This window comes from Streptomyces sp. NPDC002306, from assembly GCF_053593435.1.
In genome coordinates, this window is the sequence record NZ_JBSFCK010000125.1 from 1 (window position 1) to 2279 (window position 2279).

Genomic DNA, 2279 nt, shown 5'->3' on the forward strand with positions numbered 1-2279 from the left:
TGTCGGCGACGGTTGAAATGAGGGCCACGGGCAGCGGATCAAAAGAGGGCCGGTGGGCGGTCTCGTGATCATCCTGGGTTCAGCAGTGCTGGAGTCAGGAGGAAGCGAGGGTGATCCGCGTGGAGGACTGGGCCGAGATTCGTCGGCTGCATCGGAGTGAGGGGCTGTCGGCGCGGGCGGTGGCCCGTGAGCTGGGGATTTCCCGAGGAACGGTGCTGCGGGCTTTGGCCTCGGAGCGGCCGCCGAAATATCGGCGGGCGTCGAAGGGCTCGGTGGTGGACGGGGTCGAGCCTGTGGTCCGGGAGCTGTTGAAGCAGACGCCGACGATGCCGGTCACGGTGATCGCCGAGCGGATCGGGTGGGAGCGCGGGCTGACGGTCCTGCGGGAACGGGTAAGGGAGTTGCGGCCGTCCTATCTTCCGGTCGACCCGGTCTCCCGGACGGTTTATCAGCCGGGCGAGCTCGCGCAGTGCGACCTGTGGTTCCCGGCGGTGGACATCCCGCTCGGCTACGGGCAGACGGGCCGGCCGCCGGTGTTGGTGATGGTGTCGGGCCACTCGCGGATGATCACTGCTCGGATGCTGCCCACCCGGACCACGGCCGATCTGATCGACGGGCACTGGCGCCTGCTGACCGGCTGGGGCGCCGTCCCGAAGACCCTGGTCTGGGACAACGAGCCGGGCGTCGGCCGGGGCAGACCCACGACCGAGTTCGCGGCGCTCGCCGGCCTCCTCGCGACCCGCATCCATTTCTGCCGTCCCCGCGATCCGGAGGCGAAAGGCCTGGTCGAGCGGGCGAACGGCTATCTGGAGACCAGCTTCCTGCCCGGCCGGGTCTTCACCGGCCCCGGCGACTTCAACACCCAGCTCACCGCATGGCTGCAGGTCGCCAACCGGCGTCGGCACCGGACGATCGACGCCCGGCCCGTCGACCGTTGGGAGGCGGACCGGGCGTCGATGCTCACCCTGCCGCCCGTCGGGCCGCCGAACTGGTGGCCCCAGACGACCAGGCTCGGCCGCGACCACTACATCCGCGTCGACACCTGCGACTACTCCGTGCACCCCCGCGCGATCGGGCACCGGATCACCGTCCGCACCGACACCGAAAGCATCACCGTGACCTGCGGCAATGACACGGTCGCTCGCCACGTGCGCTGCTGGGCCCGGCACCAGAGCATCACCGACCCCGAACACGCTGCCGCGGCCCGGATCCTGCGCGGCCAGGCGATCCAGCGCGCTTCGCGCGCCCGGGCCGCCGGAGCGATCGCTCTCGCCCCCGACGACCTGGGCATCGAGGTCGAACAGCGCGAGCTCAACTCCTACGACCGCATCTTCACCCTCATCGAGGGCGGCGCCGACAAGGAGGACATCTGATGACCCGCACCACCGCACCTGCCGCCAAGCCTGCAGGCACCCAAAAACCCTCCCCGAACGGGCGGCAGACCGCCGCCGACCTGGCCTTCCTCGCCCGCGCGATGAAAGCCCCCGCCCTGTTGGACGCGGCCGAACGCCTCGCCGAGCGGGCCCGCGCCGAGTCCTGGACCCACCAGGAATATCTGGCCGCCTGCCTTCAGCGCGAGGTCTGCGCCCGCGACAGCCACGGCGGCGAGCAACGCATCCGAGCCGCCCGCTTCCCCGCGGTCAAGACCGTCGAGGAGATCGACACCGCCCATCTGCGGGGCATGACGCGCCAACAGCTCGCCCACCTGGGAACATTGGACTTCATAGCCGCGAAGGAGAACGTGGTCTTCCTCGGCCCGCCCGGCACCGGGAAGACCCACCTCGCCACCGGACTCGCCGTGAGGGCCTGCCAGGCCGGCCACCGAGTCGCGTTCGCCACTGCCTCCCAGTGGGTCGACCGCCTCGCTGCCGCCCACCACACCGGCCGTCTCCAGGACGAACTCGTCAAACTGGGCCGCTATCCGCTGATCGTCATCGACGAGGTCGGCTACATCCCCTTCGAACCGGAAGCAGCGAACTTGTTCTTCCAGCTCGTCTCGAACAGATACGAAAGGGCCAGCGTGATCGTCACCTCGAACAAGCCCTTCGGACGCTGGGGCGAGACCTTCGGCGACGAGACCGTCGCCGCTGCCATGATCGACCGACTCGTCCACCACGCCGAGGTCCACTCCCTCAAGGGCGAGTCCTACCGCATGCGCGGCCGCAGCGAACTCAGCCGCATCCAGACCTGCAACGACAGCAACTGACACAACCACGAGAGCACACGATGGCCCACGATTGACCCGCTCAAACTGGCCTCAAATTGAGCCGCTGCCGACA

At 69.2% G+C, this 2279-nt stretch carries 2 protein-coding genes; both read left to right on the forward strand.

The features are described from left to right. Window positions 1–110 precede the first annotated feature (110 nt). On the forward strand, window positions 111–1373 hold the full coding sequence (gene istA, locus ACWCQK_RS42310; protein WP_451164574.1) for an IS21 family transposase: 1263 nt from the start codon (window positions 111–113) through the stop codon (window positions 1371–1373). Further along, window positions 1373–2206: an IS21-like element helper ATPase IstB gene (gene istB / locus ACWCQK_RS42315; RefSeq protein WP_451164576.1), complete on the forward strand. Its 834-nt coding sequence runs from the start codon at window positions 1373–1375 to the stop codon at window positions 2204–2206. The genes istA and istB overlap by 1 nt, the downstream gene beginning before the upstream one ends. Window positions 2207–2279 lie beyond the last annotated feature (73 nt).

Bases quoted from the DNA above. Each gene is read 5' to 3' on its own strand.
- istB (WP_451164576.1), top strand. From the start codon at position 1,373: ATGACCCGCACCACCGCACCTGCCGCCAAGCCTGCAGGCACCCAAAAA.